At 65.9% G+C, this 17,800-nt stretch carries 16 protein-coding genes and 1 tRNA gene; 9 read left to right on the forward strand and 8 right to left on the reverse strand.

Features of this window, described 5'->3' with window-relative positions; genetic code table 11:
* Nucleotides 1-54 precede the first annotated feature (54 nt).
* From ACM1PE_RS16075 to ACM1PE_RS16095, 5 genes are all read right to left on the reverse strand, one after another.
* Nucleotides 55-447, reverse strand: a complete 393-nt coding sequence (locus ACM1PE_RS16075) for a VOC family protein (protein ID WP_419343774.1) — start codon at nucleotides 445-447, stop codon at nucleotides 55-57.
* A 74-nt stretch (nucleotides 448-521) separates the two neighbouring features.
* Nucleotides 522-908: a hypothetical protein gene (locus ACM1PE_RS16080; RefSeq protein WP_419343775.1), complete on the reverse strand. Its 387-nt coding sequence runs from the start codon at nucleotides 906-908 to the stop codon at nucleotides 522-524.
* A gap of 43 nt (nucleotides 909-951) precedes the next feature.
* Nucleotides 952-1,284: an AraC family ligand binding domain-containing protein gene (locus tag ACM1PE_RS16085; protein ID WP_118932703.1), complete on the reverse strand. Its 333-nt coding sequence runs from the start codon at nucleotides 1,282-1,284 to the stop codon at nucleotides 952-954.
* A 170-nt stretch (nucleotides 1,285-1,454) separates the two neighbouring features.
* On the reverse strand, nucleotides 1,455-1,814 hold the full coding sequence (locus ACM1PE_RS16090) for a Rap1a/Tai family immunity protein (RefSeq protein WP_419343776.1): 360 nt from the start codon (nucleotides 1,812-1,814) through the stop codon (nucleotides 1,455-1,457).
* Between the two features lie 278 nt (nucleotides 1,815-2,092).
* Nucleotides 2,093-2,179: transfer RNA gene (locus ACM1PE_RS16095), tRNA-Leu, on the reverse strand.
* Nucleotides 2,180-2,226: 47 nt separating this feature from the next.
* Here ACM1PE_RS16095 and dapC point away from each other — a divergent pair.
* From dapC to ACM1PE_RS16140, 9 genes are all read left to right on the forward strand, one after another.
* The gene (dapC, locus tag ACM1PE_RS16100) at nucleotides 2,227-3,423 is read left to right on the forward strand and encodes a succinyldiaminopimelate transaminase (protein WP_419343777.1); all 1,197 of its coding nucleotides are present in this window, start codon (nucleotides 2,227-2,229) and stop codon (nucleotides 3,421-3,423) included.
* Between the two features lie 24 nt (nucleotides 3,424-3,447).
* Nucleotides 3,448-4,269: a 2,3,4,5-tetrahydropyridine-2,6-dicarboxylate N-succinyltransferase gene (gene dapD / locus ACM1PE_RS16105; protein WP_013394697.1), complete on the forward strand. Its 822-nt coding sequence runs from the start codon at nucleotides 3,448-3,450 to the stop codon at nucleotides 4,267-4,269.
* Nucleotides 4,269-5,411, forward strand: coding sequence for a succinyl-diaminopimelate desuccinylase (gene dapE, locus ACM1PE_RS16110; protein WP_419343778.1), 1,143 nt, complete (start codon nucleotides 4,269-4,271; stop codon nucleotides 5,409-5,411). Before dapD ends, dapE begins: the two co-directional genes overlap by 1 nt.
* 9 nt (nucleotides 5,412-5,420) lie before the next feature.
* Nucleotides 5,421-6,317 carry a 50S ribosomal protein L3 N(5)-glutamine methyltransferase gene (prmB, locus tag ACM1PE_RS16115; RefSeq protein WP_059373627.1) on the forward strand — a complete coding sequence of 299 codons (897 nt, stop codon included), beginning with the start codon at nucleotides 5,421-5,423 and terminating at the stop codon, nucleotides 6,315-6,317.
* Nucleotides 6,314-8,248, forward strand: coding sequence for an ABC-F family ATP-binding cassette domain-containing protein (locus ACM1PE_RS16120; RefSeq protein WP_419343779.1), 1,935 nt, complete (start codon nucleotides 6,314-6,316; stop codon nucleotides 8,246-8,248). Before prmB ends, ACM1PE_RS16120 begins: the two co-directional genes overlap by 4 nt.
* A 124-nt stretch (nucleotides 8,249-8,372) precedes the next feature.
* Entirely contained in the window at nucleotides 8,373-8,861 is a 489-nt protein-coding gene (locus ACM1PE_RS16125) for an RNA polymerase sigma factor (RefSeq protein WP_118932706.1), read from the forward strand.
* A 2-nt stretch (nucleotides 8,862-8,863) separates the two neighbouring features.
* Nucleotides 8,864-9,781: a FecR family protein gene (locus tag ACM1PE_RS16130; protein WP_419343780.1), complete on the forward strand. Its 918-nt coding sequence runs from the start codon at nucleotides 8,864-8,866 to the stop codon at nucleotides 9,779-9,781.
* A gap of 117 nt (nucleotides 9,782-9,898) precedes the next feature.
* The gene (locus ACM1PE_RS16135) at nucleotides 9,899-12,532 is read left to right on the forward strand and encodes a TonB-dependent receptor (RefSeq protein ID WP_419343781.1); all 2,634 of its coding nucleotides are present in this window, start codon (nucleotides 9,899-9,901) and stop codon (nucleotides 12,530-12,532) included.
* On the forward strand, nucleotides 12,505-13,686 hold the full coding sequence (locus tag ACM1PE_RS16140) for a cytochrome-c peroxidase (protein ID WP_419343782.1): 1,182 nt from the start codon (nucleotides 12,505-12,507) through the stop codon (nucleotides 13,684-13,686). Before ACM1PE_RS16135 ends, ACM1PE_RS16140 begins: the two co-directional genes overlap by 28 nt.
* Nucleotides 13,687-13,750: 64 nt before the next feature.
* Here ACM1PE_RS16140 and ACM1PE_RS16145 read toward each other — a convergent pair whose 3' ends face one another.
* Genes ACM1PE_RS16145 through ACM1PE_RS16155 form a run of 3 tightly spaced genes read right to left on the reverse strand, consistent with a single transcriptional unit; the run spans nucleotide 13,751 to nucleotide 17,561 of the window.
* Nucleotides 13,751-14,056 carry a chorismate mutase gene (locus ACM1PE_RS16145; protein ID WP_054456030.1) on the reverse strand — a complete coding sequence of 102 codons (306 nt, stop codon included), beginning with the start codon at nucleotides 14,054-14,056 and terminating at the stop codon, nucleotides 13,751-13,753.
* 5 nt (nucleotides 14,057-14,061) lie between these two features.
* Nucleotides 14,062-16,356 (reverse strand): UvrD-helicase domain-containing protein, encoded by a 2,295-nt coding sequence (locus ACM1PE_RS16150; protein ID WP_059373632.1) that lies wholly within the window; start codon nucleotides 16,354-16,356, stop codon nucleotides 14,062-14,064.
* Complete coding sequence (locus ACM1PE_RS16155) at nucleotides 16,353-17,561, reverse strand: fatty acid desaturase (protein WP_054456025.1); 1,209 nt, start codon at nucleotides 17,559-17,561, stop codon at nucleotides 16,353-16,355. Before ACM1PE_RS16155 ends, ACM1PE_RS16150 begins: the two co-directional genes overlap by 4 nt.
* Between the last annotated feature and the right edge of the window lie 239 nt (nucleotides 17,562-17,800).

Consider the following 17,800-nt stretch of genomic DNA (forward strand, 5'->3'; position numbering starts at 1 on the left):
GCCGTGCCGGGCCGCGCATCCGGCGCTTTGGCCCGCGCCCCGGAACGAGCGCGCCTAGCCGTGCACGGGAGTGCAGAGCTCCACCAACGTTCCGTCCGGACAGCGCACATAGGACACGACCTGCCCCCAGGGCTTGGAGACAGGCGCGCTCATTTCCGTGGCGCCCGCCGCAAGCGCGCGGGCATGCGCCGCGGCCACATCGTCCGTCACGAAAGCCACTTCCATGCCCAGCGGCTCGGCCGACTCCGAAGCCGCTACATGGCCGCCGCCGAAATTGGAGCCGGCCAGTTCATGCGCCGCGAACGACAGCGTGGTTTCGCCGGTGTCCAGTTCGCCGTAGGTCTGGGACTCGTGCAGAAAACGCCTGGCGAAACCGAATGCCTGTTCAAAGAAGGACAGCGATGCGGCGACGTCCGGTACGTAGATGATGGTGTATCCGAATTTCATGGTTCGTCCTGATCGTGGGAAATGGCGCAGTGGCCGGCGCGCGCGCCGGAGGCGCATGATTGGATTGAACCAGGTTACTGTTCATTTATCCAGTATTTAGTGGTCTTGCCAGCCGACAGCCTGATCCCTGCCTTGGCCGCCTCTTGGTGCAGCCCGCCGCTGGACCACCGGTCCACGTCGCGGATCAGATACAGCAGGAACTTGGTGTAAGCCACATCCAGCGCCTGCACCCAGGCGGAGTTGTCGTGGCGGGCGCAGGACGCACGGATGGCGCAATCCAGCGTTTCCGCCAGATGGCCGACCGTGGTCCCGGACATCCGGAAGCAGATCGGCGCCTGGCAGGAATGCCGGTGGGCATGGCGCAGCGCGCTGTCGCGCGCCTGCGCCGTGGCGTGGGCATCGGCCACGTCCCGCAGCAAGCGGTTCAGGATTTCGCACCAGTCGGCCAATAGCTCATGCACGGCTCACCTCTCAGGGAACACGTCTGCGTCAGGAAAAGGAGTACTAGGCGGGGGCGTGCAGCACCGTCACCAGCACGGTCGCGTCGCGCACGGCCTGCAGCGCGTGCGGTTCGTGCGCGGGCAGCGCGACGAGCTGGTTCTCGCGCAGTTGGCGTACGCCATCGCGCAATGCCACGCTGACCTCTCCGGCGATGCAGTGAATGGTGATTTCGCCCGCCACGGCATGTTGCGGCAGACCCTTGCCGGCGGGCAGCGCCAATTGCAGCAGTTGCATGTGCGCCGTCTTCATCAGGCTGACGCTGACGGCCTCCCCGTGTTCGCGATGCGGGGTGCGTATATCGATGACATCCAGAAATGCAGCGTGCTTGAGCGCCATGGAAGGCTCTCCTTATCGTGCTGTGTACGGGGCTGTTTGAGAGGCTGTTGCGATGCCGGACAGCGGCAAGCCTCCACCGAAGAGCGCGAAGATATATCAAAAATGCGCTTTAGGCACGGGAGGTTATCCCTAGGAGCAAGACCAACTTGTCGAAGCCCGACTGCCGCCCCTCAATCGCCGATCCCATCCCTGCAAGGAAATGCGCCCATGAAAGATGCCACGATCAGGACTCGGCCCGACATGTGGCGCACCTCGTGACTGGCACGGGCGTACTTGACGAAGATTTCCGCTAGCTGACGCGCGGACACCCTCTTAGGCGAACAGATATCGGACTTCGTCTTGGCCGCAGTCCCAGCCACAACCAAGCCATCCCAGACGCCGAGGACATATGACAAGCATTGAGTCTCTTCGATGGGGTCACTCGACTGACAAACGGAGAGCCAATAATCTCCGGACGATGAATCATCAGCATGCGCGACGCCCGAGAACATCAAGGCGACTACCGCACACAGGACGTTGACCTTCAGCATTGCACTGACCCCTCTCATGATTCCCTCTCGGTTTTTCCCCTCCATCAAGGAGGGAGCTGTCACAACGCCTGGACGCGCCATGCGTCCCCGACGCTTGCGGGAAATACCACCTTCCCTGCCCGTTGGCGCAAATCCCGATGCGCCTTTCGCGCGTCCGGGCAGTCAAGCCGATAGCGGAATCAAAGCCATAAGCAAAAAAGAAAAGCCCCAAGGCATTCAATGCCTTGGGGCCTGCAGGACACTGTAGCCATGAAGCCCGATCAGTGCCTAAATAAGGTTGGTGCGAAGGAGGGGACTCGAACCCCTACACCTGTTACGGCGTCAGGACCTAAACCTGGTGCGTCTACCAATTTCGCCACCTTCGCTATAGGCCAAGCCCGCTATTGTAGCTTGCTTGTTAAAATCTTGCGTCATGAATCCGCGCCTCGATGCCCTACACCCCTATCCGTTCGAAAAACTGCGCGCTTTGCTGGCTTCGGCCAGCCAGCAGCCGGACGGTCTGACGCCCATCAATCTGTCGATCGGCGAGCCCAAACACGCCGCGCCCGCGCGCGTCGAACAGGCCATCCGCGACAGCCTCGCGGGCCTGTCCGTGTACCCGTCCACCAAGGGCGATCCGGCGCTGCGCCGGGCGATCTCAGAATGGCTGGCGCGGCGCTACAGCATCCCTGCCCCGGATCCGGAAACGCAGGTGCTGCCGGCGCTGGGCTCGCGCGAGGCGCTGTTCGCGTTCACGCAGACCGTCATCGACCCGTCCGCAGGCTCGGTGGTGATCTGCCCCAATCCCTTCTATCAGATCTACGAAGGCGCGGCGCTCCTGGCTGGCGCCACGCCCTACTTCGTCAACGCCGACCCGGTGCGCAATTTCGCCAGCGACTGGAGCCAGGTGCCCGACGAAATCTGGAAGAAGACGCGCATGGTGTTCGTCTGCTCGCCGGGCAACCCGGCAGGCAACGTCATGTCGCTGGACGAATGGGAAACGCTGTTCGAACTGTCCGACCGCCATGGTTTCGTGATCGTCTCGGACGAGTGCTATTCGGAAATCTATCTGGACGAAGGCAACCCGCCGCTGGGCGGCCTGCAGGCCGCGCGCCGCCTGGGCCGCAATACCTACCGCAACCTGGTGGCGTTCTCCAGCCTGTCCAAGCGTTCCAACGTGCCGGGCCTGCGTTCGGGCTTCGTGGCGGGCGACGCCGCGCTGATCGGCCGCTTCCTGCTATATCGCACGTATCATGGCAGCGCCATGAGCCCCATCGTGTCCGCAGGCAGCATCGCCGCCTGGACGGACGAGGCGCACGTGAAGGACAACCGGCGCCTGTACCGCGAGAAATTCGACGCCGTCGTGCCCATCCTGCAGAAGGTGCTGGACGTGTCCCGCCCGCAGGCCTCGTTTTATCTGTGGGCGGCCACGCCGGGCTCCGATACCGCGTTCGTGCGCGACCTTTTTGGCCGTACCGGTGTTACCGTGCTGCCGGGCAGTTTCCTGGCACGCGAGGCTCACGGCGTGAATCCCGGCCAGGGCCGCATCCGCATTGCTCTGGTGGCGCCCTTGGCTGACTGCGTGCAGGCAGCCGAACGCATCGCCCATTTTGTGCATACTTCCGTTTGATCAACCTTTAAAAGCTGAGCCGCTATGACTCTCGACCTGCAGACCACCATCGAAAAAGCCTGGGACGACCGGGCCAACCTGTCGCCCACCGACGCCAGCGCCGAAGTGCGCGAAGCGGTCGAGCGCACCATCGACGGCCTGGACCTGGGCCGCCTGCGCGTGGCCGAGAAAATCAACGACGACTGGGTCGTGCACCAGTGGATCAAGAAGGCCGTGCTGCTGTCGTTCCGCCTGAACGACAACGCCATCATGGGTCAGGCCCCCCTGCAGTTCTACGACAAGGTGCCGCTCAAGTTCTCGGAGTACGGCGACAACGCCTTCAAGCAAGGCGGCTACCGCGTGGTGCCGCCGGCCGTGGCCCGCCGCGGCGCCTACCTCGCCCGCAACGTGGTGCTGATGCCCTCCTACGTGAACATCGGCGCCTACGTCGACGAAGGCACCATGGTCGACACCTGGGCCACCGTCGGCTCCTGCGCCCAGATCGGCAAGAACGTGCACCTGTCGGGCGGCGTGGGCATCGGCGGCGTGCTGGAACCGCTGCAAGCCAACCCCACCATCATCGAAGACAACTGCTTCATCGGCGCCCGCTCGGAAGTCGTGGAAGGCGTGATCGTCGAAGAGAACTCGGTGCTGGCCATGGGCGTGTTCCTGTCGCAAAGCACCAAGATCTATGACCGCGCCACCGGCAAGATCACCTACGGCCGCGTGCCGTCGGGTTCGGTCGTGGTCCCGGGTTCGCTGCCGTCGGCCGACGGCTCGCACAGCCTGGCTTGCGCGGTCATCGTCAAGCGCGTCGACGCGCAGACCCGCGCCAAGACCAGCATCAACGATCTGCTGAGGGCCTGATGAGCAATTCAGCCGTACTGGATCTGGTCAAGGACCTGATCGCCCGCCCTTCGGTCACGCCGGCCGATGAAGACTGCCAGGCGACGCTGGCCGCGCGCCTGGAACGCATCGGCTTCACCTGCGAGACCATCGCCCAGGGCGGTGTCACCAACCTGTGGGCGCGCCGCGGCAGCGCGGCGCCGCTGACCGTGTTCGCCGGTCACACGGACGTGGTGCCTCCGGGTCCGCGCGAAAAGTGGGAAAGCGATCCTTTCGTTCCCACCGAGCGCGATGGCTACCTGTACGGTCGCGGGGCGGCCGACATGAAGAGCTCGATCGCCGCCTTCGTGGTGGCGGCCGAGGAATTCGTGGCGGCCCACCCGCAGCATGGCGGCTCGATCGCCCTGCTGATCACCTCCGACGAAGAAGGCCCGTCCATCGACGGCACCGCCATCGTTTGCGACGCGCTGAAGGCGCGCGGCGAACAGATGGACTATTGCATCGTCGGCGAACCCACCTCGGGCGACGTGCTGGGCGACACCTGCAAGAACGGCCGCCGCGGTTCGCTGTCGGGCAAGCTCACGGTCAAGGGCATCCAGGGCCACGTGGCCTACCCCCACCTGGCGCGCAACCCCGTGCACCAGCTGGCGCCGGCCCTGGCCGACATCGTCAGCATCGAATGGGACCAGGGCAACGAGTACTTCCCGCCCACCACGTTCCAGATGTCGAACCTGAACTCGGGCACCGGCGCCACCAACGTGGTGCCGGGCGAGGCGGTGGCGCTGTTCAACTTCCGCTTCTCCACCGCCAGCACGCCGGAAAGCCTGCGGGCGCGCGTGCATGAAGTGCTGGACCGCCATGGCCTGGAGTACACGCTGGACTGGGAACTGGGCGGCGAGCCCTTCCTGACGCCGCGCGGTTCGTTGACGGATGCGCTGGTCTCGGCCATCCGCGACGAAACCGGCGTGACGGCAGAGCTCTCCACCACCGGTGGCACGTCCGACGGCCGTTTCATCGCCAAGATCTGCCCGCAGGTCATCGAATTCGGTCCCTGCAACGCCACGATCCACAAGGTCAACGAACGCATCGAAGTGGCCTCGCTGGATCCGTTGAAGAACATTTATCGGCGCACGCTGGAAAACCTCCTGCTGCCGCCCAAGTAAAAGCCTCACATGTATCAATCCGCCCGCCAAGAACTGCTGACCCTGCGCGACCTGATCCGCTACGGCGTGTCACGCCTGAACGCCGCCCAGGTGGCGCTGGGACATGGCAGCGACAATGCCTGGGACGAGGCGGTCTACCTGACGCTGCACGCCTTGCATCTGCCGCTGGATACGCTGGAGCCCTTTCTGGACGCCCGCGTGCTCAGCGAAGAACGCAACCGCGTGCTCGACCTGATCGACCGCCGCGTGACCGAGCGCCTGCCCGCCGCCTACCTCACCAACGAGGCCTGGCTGCGCGGCCACCGCTTCTACGTGGACCAGCGCGTCATCGTGCCGCGCTCGCCCATCGCCGAATTGCTGGACCAGGGCCTCGCGCCCTGGGTGCAGGATGCGCTGGCGGTTGAGAACGTGCTGGACATGTGCACGGGATCCGGCTGCCTGGCGATCCTGTCCGCGCTGGCCTTCCCCTATGCCCACGTGGACGCGGTCGACGTGTCGCCGGATGCGCTGGAAGTGGCGCGCCGCAACGTGGACGACTACGGTCTGACGGACCGGCTGGACCTGCACGAAAGCAATCTGTTCGACAGTCTGCCGCCGCGTCTGTACGACGTGATCATCTGCAATCCGCCCTACGTGAACAGCGGCTCCATGGACGTCCTGCCCCAGGAGTACCGCCACGAACCGCAGCTGGCGTTGGCCGGCGGCGACGACGGCATGGACCTGGTGCGCCGCATCCTGGAAGCGGCGCCGCGCTTTCTCACGCCGGAAGGCGTGCTGGTGCTGGAGATCGGCCACGAACGCGACTTCTTCGAAGCCGCCTTCCCGCAGCTCTCGCCCGTCTGGCTGGACACGGAAGAAGCCTCCGACCAGCTTCTGCTGCTTACCCGCGAGCAACTCAGCCTGTGATACGCGCTACTGGATTGACCCTGCGCCGCGGCACCAAGGTGCTGCTGGACGGCGCTGAATTCGTCGTGCATCCGGGCGAGCGCGTGGGCATCGTCGGCAAGAACGGCGCGGGCAAGTCCTCGCTGTTCGCGCTCTTGACCGGCACGCTGGACCTGGACGCGGGCAACCTGGCCATGCCCGCCGGCTGGCGCATAGCCAGCGTCAAGCAGGAAATCGAAGCCGACGAGCGCCCGGCGCGCGAATTCGTCATCGACGGCGACACGCATCTGCGCGAGCTGCAGGCGCGCCGCGCCGAGCTGACGGACGAGCAAGGCACGCAGATCGCCGAGGTGGAAGCGGCGCTGGTGGAAGCCGGCGCCTGGAGCGCGGCCTCGCGCGCCGAGCAGCTGCTGGCCGGCCTGGGCTTCAAGCCCGCCGAATGGATGCAGCCGGTGGCGAGCTTTTCCGGCGGCTGGCGCATGCGCCTGGCCCTGGCCCGCGCGCTGATGGCGCCGTCCGAATTGCTGCTGCTGGACGAGCCCACCAACCACTTGGACCTGGACGCCATGCTGTGGCTGGAGAAATGGCTGGCGGCCTATCCCGGCACCGTCATGCTGATTTCCCATGACACCGAGTTCCTGGACGCGGTCGCCAAGTCCATCCTGCATTTCGACCACGCCAAGCTGGTGCGCTACCGCGGCGGCTATGGCGACTTCCTGACGCAACGCGCCGAGCGCCTGCGCCAGACCAATATCGCCTACGAACGCCAGACCCGCGAAGCCGCCCGGCTGCAAGGCTTCATCGACCGCTTCAAGGCCAAGGCGTCCAAGGCCAAGCAGGCACAGAGCCGCGTCAAAGCGCTGGCGCGCATGCAGGTGCTGGCGCCCTTGCATGCCGAAGCCGGCATCGACATCCGCATTCCCTCGCCCGACCAGGTGCCGGATCCGCTGCTGACCCTGGAGCATTTGTCGGCCGGCTACACGGACGCCGACGGCAACGCGGTGCCCATCCTGCGCGACGTGACGCTGATGGTGCGCGCCGGCAGCCGCGTCGGCGTGCTGGGCGCCAACGGCGCCGGCAAGAGCACGCTGATCAAGACCCTGGCCGAAGAGCTGCCGGTGCAGGCCGGCACGCGCCGCGCCTCGCGCGGGTTGGCCATCGGCTATTTCCATCAGCACCAGCTGGACATGCTGGACGTGGACAGCACGCCCATCGCCCATCTGGCGCGCCTGGCTCCCGAGACCCGCGAACAGGAGCTGCGCAACTATCTGGGCGGCTTCGGCTTTTCCGGCGACACGGTGACCAGCAGGGTCGGTCCCATGTCTGGCGGCGAAAAGGCGCGCCTGGCGCTGTCCCTGATCGTCTGGCAAAAGCCCAACCTGCTGCTGCTGGACGAACCCAGCAACCACCTGGACGTGGAAACGCGCGAAGCCCTGGCCGCCGCGCTGGCGGACTTCGGCGGCAGCATGCTGCTGGTGTCGCATGACCGGCATCTGCTGCGCACCACCGTGGACAGCTTCTGGATCGTGGCCGACGGCGCGGTACAGGAGTTCGACGGCGACCTGGAGGACTACCGCGACTGGCTCGCCGCCCGCAACGCCGGCGAACGCGCGGAAGCCGCGCGCGAAAACGCCGCAGGCAACGAACCGGTGGTGGACCGCAAGGCCCAGCGCCGCGCCGAAGCCGAACAGCGCCAGCGCCTGTCCGCGCTGCGCAAGCCGCTGGAATCCAGGCTCGCCAAGGTCGAGACCGAGATGGAGAAGCTGCGCGCCAAGCTGCATGCGCTGGACGCCGTCATCGCCGACCCGGACCTGTACTCGGATGCTCGCCGCGCCGAACGCCAAAAGGTCATGGCCGAGCATGGCGAACACGGCAAGCGCATGGACGAGCTGGAAGAGCAGTGGCTGGAAATCCAGGGCTCCCTGGAAGAGATCGAACAGTCCGAGGCCTGACGGCCTGCGGCGGGCGCCCTGCCCGCCGCCGCTTCCTTCACGCCCTCCTTATCTAGAAATAGAAATCGTTATCATTTATACTCTGCCGCGAATTTGACTCTATCTGGCGCCCGGCGCCGGCGACATGTCTACGCTCACGGAAGTATTTCTCCGCCATTACCGAGAGGTGCTGGGTTTCCTCTCCCTGCGCACCGGCTCGCGCGACGTCGCACAGGACTGCGCGCAGGACACCTGGATCAAACTGGCGGAATTCAAGGACAGGACGCGTCCCGACAACGACCGCGCCTACGTCTTCCGCGTGGCCGCCAATATCGCTACCGACTGGCACCGGCGCCGCAGCCGCGAACAGATCGCCACCGCCGACTACGCCGCTTCGCGCCCTACCCTGCACGAGCCCGACACCCTGGATGTGGCTGCCGCGCGGCAGATGCTGCGCAGGCTGGAAGCCGCGCTGCTGACCCAGCCGCGTCGCAGCCTTGACGTGTTCGTGCTGCACCGGCACGAGGGCCTGAGCTACCGCGCCATTGCCGAGCGTTTTGCGATTTCTGTCAGCGCGGTGGAAAAGCACATGATGCGTATCCTGCTGGCCTGCGACCAGGCGCTGGCGTCCTGAGCATGGCCGCCCCCAAGACCGGCAGCGCCCAGGAAGAAGCGTCGTTCTGGGTCGTGCGCCACAGCGGCCAGGGCATGGATGCGCAAGCTCAGGCGGAGTTCGAAGCCTGGTACCGCGCCGACGCCAGCCACGCCGACGCCTATGAACGGCTGGCGCGCCTGTGGCGGCGCATGGGCGAAATCGATCGCGGCAAGCTGGCGCCGCGGCGCACGCGCAAGCGCGGCGCGGCGGCGGCGCTGGCCGTGCTGGCGGCCTGGCCGGCCTGGCAACTGCTGCGCGCCCCCCATCCCGGCGCGGACTACACGACCGGCGCCGAAGTGCGCCGCGTGGCCCTGCCCGACGGCTCCAGCGCCACCTTGGACGCGGACTCGGCCATCGCCATCGATTTCGCGCCAGGCAAGCGCGAAGTACGGCTCCTGGCCGGACGTGCGCTGTTCGCGGCCGCGCCGCGCGCGCCCGGCGGTCCGGACTTCACGGTAGTGACGCCGGACGCGTCCGCAGCCGCGCTCGGCACCCGCTATGTCGTGGCGCGCGAGGCCGACGGCACGCGCGTGGCAGTGTACGAACATCGCGTCGCAGTCCATTGCCTGGTTTGCGAGGATGACGCCGCCTTGGTGTTGGACGCGGGCCAGGAAGCCGCCGTGTCGGCGACGGGCATCGCCCGCCTCGCCACCGCGCAGGAACCGGCGCCGGACTGGAGCCAGGGCCTGCTGGCTTTCAACAATGTCGCATTGCCGCAGGCTGCGGCGCGGCTCTCCCGCTATGGCGGCAAGCACATCCTGGTGCTGGGCGACACCGCCAGGCGTTTGCACGTGTCGGGCACAGCCAGCATCGGCGATCCCAAGCGTGCGCTGGAACTGCTGCTGGCGCAGACCAAGGTCGGCATTACCGAACTGCCCGGCCTGTTGATCTTGCGTTAGAGCCGCTTGCTAATCAGCAAATGAGAATCGATATAAATTATTCATCGGCAATCCACTGAGGTAATCCGTACCTGCACACGTCCTACGGCTGACATCAACACCCGCTTGGACGCATTCATGCTGTTTCTCCACTTCAACCGGCGCGCGCGCCGGTCTGGCGCTACGGCGGCGCTGCTCGCCGCCGCGTTGCTCACGGCCTCGCAGGCCCCTGCTCAGCCCGCCGCGCCCGTTGCCTATGACCTGCCGGCCCAACCCCTGGGCGACGCCTTGCTCGCGTTGGGCCGGCAAGCCGGCCTGGAGATCTCGTTTCCGCCGGCGGCGGTAGCGGGCAAGACCTCCCCGCCGCTGCACGGAGAGTATTCGCCGCTACTCGCGCTGAACCACCTGCTGGCGGGGTCCGGGCTGGCGCTACGCGCGGACGGCCCCGGACGCTACATCGTCTACGTGGACAAGACCAACCAGTTTTCCGCCCTGCGCCTGGACGCCGTGCGGGTCTACGGCGAACAGGTCGGCGAGCGCATCTATACCCGCGAGGACATCGCCGAGACGCCCAGTTCCAACCGCGACCTCAGCACGCTGGTGGCGACGCATCCGGCGGTGCGCACCAATCCGGGCGCGGCCGGCTCGCAGAACCGCGGCTCACTCAACGTGGAAGACATTTCCTTCCCCGGCTCCAGCCCCTACCAGAACCTGTTCCAGCTCGACGGCATGGACGCGACCAACCGCGTGAATCCGGCCAGCAAGAATCTGAACCTGCAGGTCGGCAACGTGCCCAGCAACCCGCAGTCGTACTTCGTGGACACGAGCCTGCTGGAGGAAGTCCGTGTGCACGACAGCTTCGTGCCGGTCGAGTACGGTGGCTTCACCGGCGGCGTGGTGGACGCGAGATTGCGCCGGTTCTCGGGCGAAAACCGCCTTAACCTCGACTACCGCTGGAACACCTCCAAGATGACGCGGCAGCAAGTCGCCGAGGGCGAAGAGAACAATTGGGCCAAAGGGAAACCGGGTTACTCACCCGAATGGAAGAAGCGTTTCTATTCGGCCGTGGGCGATCTGGCCTTCAATGAAAAATCGGGCGCGGTGCTGGCCATGTCGCGGCGCGAATCGGACATCACACGCTGGAACATGGGCGTGGATGACAAGGGGCAACCGACCCCGGGCCAGGATGCCTACCGCGACCGCATTGACAACTTCCTGGGCAAGTTCAGCGTGCGCGCCAGCGCCGATACCACGGCCGACCTGACGCTGAAGTACAGCGACCGCAGCGAAACCCTGGCCAGCGACCTGTTCCGGCACACGCGCTGGGACAACAACCATGGGGCGCGCGGTATCGGCGCCAACGTGGATCACTATTTCAAGGGGGGACGCCTGGCATTGCAGGCGGGCTGGGACCGGTCGCTGAGCAACCGCGAATCCATCGGCGACGAACTCGTGACCTTCCGGCCCTACCGGCTGCCGCAGTACACGGCCGGCGGCTTCGGCAAGGAACAGACGCGGCAGGACACCTGGACGCTGAAGGGCCGCGTCGACCTGGATCCGGTACGGACGGGCGTGTTCACGCACATTCCGTACGCGGGGGCCGAACTGAACCGGGTCCAGGCGAACTTCGAGCGTTTCCAGGAAAGCCATTCCTACCAGCGGGCTTATAACCGCGATGGCAGCTATCGCGACTACAGCAAAGTCCGTTACCTGCCCGGAACCGTGGACGTGAACTACGACATGGCCAGCCTGTACCTATCGGACCGTATCGAGTGGGAACGGCTGGCCTTGGACGCTGGCCTGCGTTACGACCGCGAAACTTTCCTGGGCAGCAACAACGTGTCGCCGCGCACGCGGCTGGACTGGGACATGTTCGGATCGGGCGACACCTTGCTCAGCGCCGGATGGTCGCGCTATTACGGCTCCGGCGTGCTGGAAACCGCGCTTGAAGCGGAAAGAAGCCGCCTGCGGCGCCAGGTGCTGGACAAGAACGGCAACCCCGTGGCGGACGGCGGCAGGGAGTACTACGTGGAGTACAAGGGCCTGCGCATGCCTTATGACGACGAATGGGCGATCTCGCTGCGCCAGCGCATGGCCGGCATGGAAGGCGTGCTGAGCTACGTACGCCGCAACGGCCGCGACCAGTGGACCAAGACCGGCACCGAAAAGGACGGCTACCGCTACACCAACGAAGGCCTGTCCACCACCGACGGCGTCAGCCTGTCGCTACGCACACTGGAGCCCTGGCGCCTGGGCGAAACGCGCTGGAACATGCAGGCAAGCTGGAGCTGGCAGAAGCGCAAGACCAACGCGGACCTGGTCGAAGGCTACAACGGCGACGCGCGCGACCCCGACGAATACGTGATCTACAACGGCTCGCGCCTGCGCGCCATCGACCTGCCGCCAAGCTCCTTCTACCAGCCGCAGATCGCCACGCTCAGCCTGACCGGCGCGTGGCCGCGCACAGGCCTGACCTGGAGCAACATGGTGAACTGGCGCAGCAAGCGCGACGCCACCATCTACGTGGGACTGGGTCCGCGGCCCGATTATCTGGAGCGTTTCGAATCCGGCGAGATCCCGTCCTATTGGACCTGGGACACCAAGCTTTCCTGGAATCCCACGTTCGCGCGCAGCCTGGAATTCACGGTCGAAGTCCTGAACGTGCTGGACCGCAGGCCCGCCGTGACGGCCAGCAATCCGAACGTCAAGACCAACCGCAGTACCTATCAGACGGGACGGGAGCTATGGCTGCAAGTCGGTTACCGCTTCTGATCCTGGGCGCGGCGCTGGCGCTGGCGGCGTCCGCGTCCCACGCCGATGCAGACGCCCAGGACGATCAGACCGCCTGCCGCACGTCCACGGGCTGGAACGCCGCCTGCCTGCGCCCGCACTACGCTGGGCCGCCCTCGACCTGGCCTGCGCCCACGATCGATCCTGGCGTGGACTGGCGCGAATGGGGGCCGGCGCCGCCGGCCTCCAGTCCGCCCCTGGCCTGGACCGCGGCCAATGCCGGCCAGGCAGAACTTGCCGCAGACGTTGCGCGTCCGGCGGTGGTGACGCTGGGGCAGATGCTGTTCTTCGATACCCGGCTGTCGCGCAAGGGGCAGGTGTCCTGCGCCTCCTGTCATCTGCCGCAGCGCGCCTTCACCGACGGCCTGGCGCTGGCCGTGGGCGAAGACAAGCTGATGGGCAGGCGGCGCTCCACGCCGCTGTATGCGGCGCCGTTCGCGCCCCGGTTGTTCTGGGACGGACGCGCCGCCAGCCTGAAGGAACAGGTGCTGGGCCCCATCCACGATCCCCGCGAAATGAACCATGATGCCGACGGCGCCGTGGCGCGGCTGCTGGCGGCCGCCCCCTACCCGGCGCAGTTCCTGCAGGCGTTCGGCGCGGCGCCGGCCGCTCGGCCGCCAGTGGATGCCGACCGCCTGGCGCGCGCGCTGGCCGCCTATGTCGCGACGCTGCGGCCCGAGCCCACGCGCTTCGACACATTCCTGGATGGGCAATCCGACGCGCTGGACGATGCCGAGCTGATCGGCATGCACCTGTTCCGCACCCAGGCGCGCTGCATGAACTGCCACAGCGGCGCGATGCTGACCGACCACCAGTTCCACAACATCGGCCTGTCCTTCTATGGCCGCCGCAACCGGGATCTGGGACGCTACGAAGCGACGCGCGATCCCGCCGATCTGGGCAAGTTCCGCACGCCCAGCCTGCGCAATGTGTCGCGCGCCGGACCGTGGATGCACAACGGCCTGTTTCCCGACCTGAAGGGCCTGCTGCGGATGTACAACGCCGGCATGGGCCGCGACCCCGAGTCCAGCGATCCGCCCGACCCCTATGCGCCGCGCAAGTCCGAACACATCCGGCCGCTTGCGTTGAGCGCGGACGAGATCGACGCCTTGCTGGCGTTCATGCGGGTCTTGTAGGAAAGGAAGAGGCGGCGCGCGGCGGGCTCGCTGATGCAAGCTGCCGCGCGCCGCCGGCCTGGCATTACGAGTAGGGGCGCTCGCGCAGGCGGGTGTGGTGGTCGACCACGGTGTCGATCACTTCGCGCAGGATGGTTTCGGCTAGCGCGGGCGGCACGCCCGCCTCTTGCGCCAGGCGGCGGATGCGCGCGACCTGCTGCTCTTCGCGCTTGGGATCCACCAGGTCCATGCCAAGGTCGCGCTTGAGCTCGCCGATCATGTCCGTGCAGCGGAACCGCACGCCCAGCAGCAGCATGATCTGCTGGTCGATTTCATCGACCTCGGCGCGCAGCGACGCCAACTCGGCTTTGGAAGTATCGTTGTCGGCCATGAGTATCAACCCTGAACAATGTCGAGTTTGGCGATGCCCAGCGCCAAGGTCTTGGCGCCCACGTCGCGGAACTGGATTTCAGCCTGGGCGTCCTGCCCTGCTCCGCTCAAGCCGATGATCGTGCCCTCGCCGAACCGCGCGTGGTGCACGCCCTGACCTACACGATACTGCTTGTCGCCCACCGTGACGCCGGTGGTGACGCTGCGCGCTTGACGCGGCGCAATGGTATTGGTGGGCTTGCGACCGAAAGCGTCGCCGCGATTGCCGCCGCCCCAGCCAGCGCCCGTGCCGCCGACCTGGGCCAGGCCGGCCTTGGGCGACAGCCACTTCAGGTGCTGTTCGGGGATTTCTTCCAGGAAGCGCGAACGCATCGCGTAGCGCGTCTGGCCGTGCAGCATCCGGCTTTGCGCCAGGCTGATGTACAGACGCTGGCGCGCGCGCGTGATGGCCACGTACATGAGGCGGCGCTCTTCTTCCAGTCCGGAAGCTTCCAGGACGCTGTTCTCGTGCGGGAACAGCCCCTCTTCCAGGCCGGTGATGAAAACCGCGTCGAACTCCAGGCCCTTGGCGGCGTGCACGGTCATGAGCTGGACGGCGTCCTGGCCTTGCTGGGCCTGGTTGTCGCCCGCTTCCAGCGCTGCGTGCGACAAGAATGCCGCCAGCGGGGTCAGACCGTCGGACGCCACGACCGGCGCGTCGACCACGCCCGCGTTCAGCGTGGAGGCCGTGTCCTGTTCGGGCACCACGCCGGCAGGCATGCCGTCGTAGTTTTCCTCGGACGCGAACACCGCCGCTGCGGTGACCAGTTCGCTCAGGTTTTCCAGGCGTTCCGCGCCTTCGCGTTCGGCCTTGTAATGCGCGTTCAGGCCGCTGGCCTCGAGCATGTGCTCGACCATTTCCGGCAGCGGCAGGTCGCGGGTCTCTTCGATCAGGCGATGGATGAGTTGCGCGAACTGCGCCAGGTTGGAGCCGCCCTTGCCGGGCACCAGGGCCACGGCCGCGTACAGGCTGGTGTCGTGCGCGCGCGCGGCGTCGCCCAATTGCTCCAGCGTGCGCGCGCCGATGCCGCGCGTGGGAAAGTTGACGACCCGCATCCACGAGGTGTCGTCGTGCGGGTTGGCCATCAGGCGCAGGTAGGCCAGCGCGTGCTTGATTTCCTGGCGCTCGAAAAAGCGCAAACCGCCATACACCTTATAGGGAATGCCGGCGGAAAAGATGGCGTGTTCCAGCACGCGCGACTGCGCGTTGCTGCGGTAGAGCACGGCGATCTCGCGGCGCAGGCTGCCTTCGCGTATCAGCGAACGGATTTCGTCCACGATCCACTGCGCTTCCATGCCGTCGGACGGCTGCTCGATGACGCGCACCGGCTCGCCGTCGCCCTGCTCGGTCCAGAGATTCTTGCCCAGGCGGCCGGTGTTGTGGCCGATCAGCGCGTTGGCCGAATCCAGGATGTGGCCGAAGGAACGGTAGTTCTGCTCCAGGCGGATCACGGTGCCGCGCGCATAGTCGCGCTCGAAGTCGGCCATGTTGCCGACGTTGGCGCCGCGGAAGGCATAAATCGACTGGTCGTCGTCGCCCACCGCGAAGATCGCGGCGCCGCCGCCAGCCAACAGGCGCAGCCACTTGTACTGCAGCGTGTTGGTGTCCTGGAACTCGTCGACCAGAATATGGCGGAAACGGCGCTGATAGTGCTCGCGCACCGGCGCATTGCGCGACAGCAGTTCGTAGGCGCGCAGCAGCAGCTCGGCGAAGTCCACCACGCCCTCGCGCAGGCACTGGGCCTCGTAGAGCTGGTAGATCTCGATCAGGCGGCGGCGATGGGCGTCATAGGCTTCCACGTCGGCGGGACGCAAGCCCTCTTCCTTGGCGCCGTTGATGAAGCGCTGCACATCGCGGGGAGGGTACTTTTCGTCGTCGACGCCGTTGGCCTTCATCAGGCGCTTGATCGCCGCGAGCTGGTCGGTGACGTCCAGGATCTGGAAGCTTTGCGGCAGGCCGGCATCGCGGTGATGCGCGCGCAGCATGCGGTTGCACAGACCGTGGAAGGTGCCGATCCACAGGCCGCGCGTGTCGATCGGCAGGATGGCCGACATGCGCGCAAGCATTTCGCGCGCCGCCTTGTTGGTGAACGTGACCGCCAGCAGCCCAAAAGGCGAGGCCTGGCCGGTTTGAATCAGCCAGGCCATGCGGGTGGTGAGCACCCGGGTCTTGCCGCTGCCCGCCCCGGCCAGGACCAGGGCGTGCTGCGGTTCTAACGTTACTGCGGCGCGTTGTTCAGGATTGAGCTTCTCTAGCATCATGCCGCGTAGCGGCGCAGACGTTGAGCGAATTGCTCGAGCCCGGCGATGCCGCTTTGCTGGGCGCGCTGGCACCAGGCCTGCAGGTCATGAAGAAGCTGTTCGCTGCTGGCGCTGGAGCTTTCCCAGATGCGGCCGAGTTCGCGGCGCATCTGCACCAGCGTGGCCAGCGACTTGTTGCGGGCGATGGCTTGATCCACGGCGGCAACCTGTTCGGGCTGGAGGATGTCCTCGTTGCGGTGGATGGCGCGGCGCACGCTGTGCAGCTTGGTCCAGTCGCACTCGGCGCTGTCCTTGTTGCGCGAATCCTTCAGCTTGGCCAGCTCTTCACGGGCGGCGCTCTTGATCACGTCCGCATAGCGGGCCATGACTTCGTAGCGGTGCGTGATCACGCCCTGCAGGGTGCGCAGGTCGATGCCGGTCTTGCTGTCGTCCAGCTTCAGCTTGGGCGCAACCTTCTTGATCTTGGCCAGGCCGAAGAACTTCAGGATGTTGATGTAGCACCAGCCGATGTCGAACTCGTACCACTTGGCCGAGAACTTGGCCGACGTGCCGTGGGCGTGATGGTTGTTGTGCAGCTCTTCGCCGCCGATCACGATGCCCCAGGGGAACACGTTGGTGCTGGTGTCCGGGCTGTTGTAGTTGCGGTAGCCCCAGTAGTGGCCGATGCCGTTGACGACGCCGGCGGCCCAGAAGGGGATCCAGGCCATCTGCACGGCCCACACGGTGACGCCGATGGCGCCGAACAGGGCGATGTCGATGGCGAGCATGGTCAGCACGCCCCACAGGCTGTGCTTGCTGTAGACGTTGCGCTCGAGCCAGTCGTCAGGCGTGCCGTGGCCGAACTTGGCCATGGTTTCCTTGTTGTTCGATTCTTCGCGGTACAGTTCCGCGCCGCGGAACAGCACCTTCCAGATGCCGAACAGGATGGGCGAATGGGGATCGCCTTCCTTTTCGCACTTGGCGTGGTGCTTGCGGTGAATGGCCACCCATTCCTTGGTGACCATGCCGGTCGTCATCCAGAGCCAGAAACGGAAGAAGTGCATGACGGCCGGATGCAGATCCAGACCACGGTGCGCTTGGCTGCGATGGAGAAAGACCGTGACCGACACAATCGTGATGTGCGTCACAACCAGAGTGAACACGACAACCTGCCACCAAGTGGCTTGGGTCAGACCGCCGGCAATGAAGGAAAGGATGTAATCCATAAAGCTGTAAGGAGCCTCGCTAGAGAAGTGCCTGGAGTTTAGCTTACCTTGGCTGACTTATGACAAGGTAGTTTCAAAATAGTTTTTGAGCGAAATCAAGGACTAAGCCCCGGTTTTTCAGGGCAAAAAGCCACTCTCGCAACCAAAAACGCAGGTTGCGAGGCCGAGCCTTGCGGCACGCGGCGCTAGGGCCGTCCTCCCCAGGGTAGGTGGGGGGCATACGCGAAGGCGCAAGGTTT

Source organism: Achromobacter sp. PD1 (assembly GCF_048541815.1).
Lineage (GTDB): Bacteria > Pseudomonadota > Gammaproteobacteria > Burkholderiales > Burkholderiaceae_B > Achromobacter > Achromobacter bronchisepticus_A.